Below are 1175 nucleotides of genomic sequence, written 5' to 3' on the forward strand. Positions count from 1 at the left end.
TCATACCACCGGGCAAGTTTTGTTAACCCGACACCTTTGTCTTGAGTTTTTGAAAAGATATGAGAAAGTTTTCTGCTTAATCGATAGGCTTTTTCCAGTTCCGGATAGCGGGCGAAGAGTATTTCCGACCTTTGTAGCTGCGAGGGTGTCCACTTGCCTTCATCTTTGAAAAGCAGGTGTCTGCTACGGGCCAGAAGCTGTTTAAGGCTATCCCCATTTTCAAGGATTTCCGGCAGGTATGGCTGCCCGGCTTCCTTAGCCAACTCAATTTCTTTACTTTCCTGATCTATAGCCTCCCAGCGGTAGGCTATTCTCAATTCCTGAACCGCATCCCCGGCTAACTGCTGAACGTGAAACCTGTCCGACACCAGTTGAGCCATAGGAAATGAGCGGCGTACAATACGTTCCATGGTTGGAGCCAGATCTAAAGTAACCTCCTGTACCTGCTTGCGGAGCCGATAAGGGATACGTTGTAGTATTCCGGTAACCCGATCACTCACCGTTCCTTTGACTACTGCGATCAACGCACCTTTTTTTCCGCACGCTGCCTTATTGGTTAATACAGTATATAATTCTCCCTGGGACAGGCAAACCTCGTCTAAACTTAGGTGCGGACCTATATTCTCCGGGAAAAGTATCCAGTCTTGTGCATGCTCAAGCTGATCCCAATTCATAAACCCGCTTAGGTGCCTGATGTACTGCTCCTGCAGGCGTTTGCCATCCAACTGAAAAAACTCACCTATAAGCTTACAGCTTATAGGATAATTATCGATTAAATTCTTTTAAAAAAGCAGCGAACTCCGCTGTTAAACGTGTGCCTTCTGCAACCGAATCCCAGGAACTGTAAACGGTATCTCCGGTCGTATGGTCACACCATTTCCGCCGTCTTAAATGCAGGAAACATGCTTTGCCCCGAAGCGGAAAATCGCGTAATGTAACCTGATCAACAAATCCTTTGGATTCCAGTTTGTGACCCTCATACTCACCCGGGGGACGGTTTCGCTGGTCAAGATATAAATGATAGCCATCAGTTTGTTGCTCGATACGGATAAGTTCGAATTGTTCTACAAGATTTGAGGGTAGCAGCAGTTTTAATAGTTCGGTTTCCAAGATTATCTTTTAAGCTAACTAAACTATCAAAATATCTACAGCCCCCCAACTTTTTTGCTTGATCC

The 1175-nt window shown here is 45.7% G+C and carries 2 protein-coding genes; both read right to left on the bottom strand.

Annotated features, from left to right (window positions below; translation table 11 throughout):
- Positions 1 to 725: ISAon1 family transposase (locus tag LX99_RS26205; protein ID WP_456238163.1), on the bottom strand; the 725-nt coding region annotated here is incomplete at its 3' end.
- Between the two features lie 40 nt (positions 726 to 765).
- Positions 766 to 1110: an ISAon1 family transposase N-terminal region protein gene (locus LX99_RS25310; protein WP_109611136.1), complete on the bottom strand. Its 345-nt coding sequence runs from the start codon at positions 1108 to 1110 to the stop codon at positions 766 to 768.
- Positions 1111 to 1175 lie beyond the last annotated feature (65 nt).

Origin of the sequence: Mucilaginibacter oryzae (assembly GCF_003148845.1) — a bacterium.
Lineage (GTDB): Bacteria > Bacteroidota > Bacteroidia > Sphingobacteriales > Sphingobacteriaceae > Mucilaginibacter > Mucilaginibacter oryzae.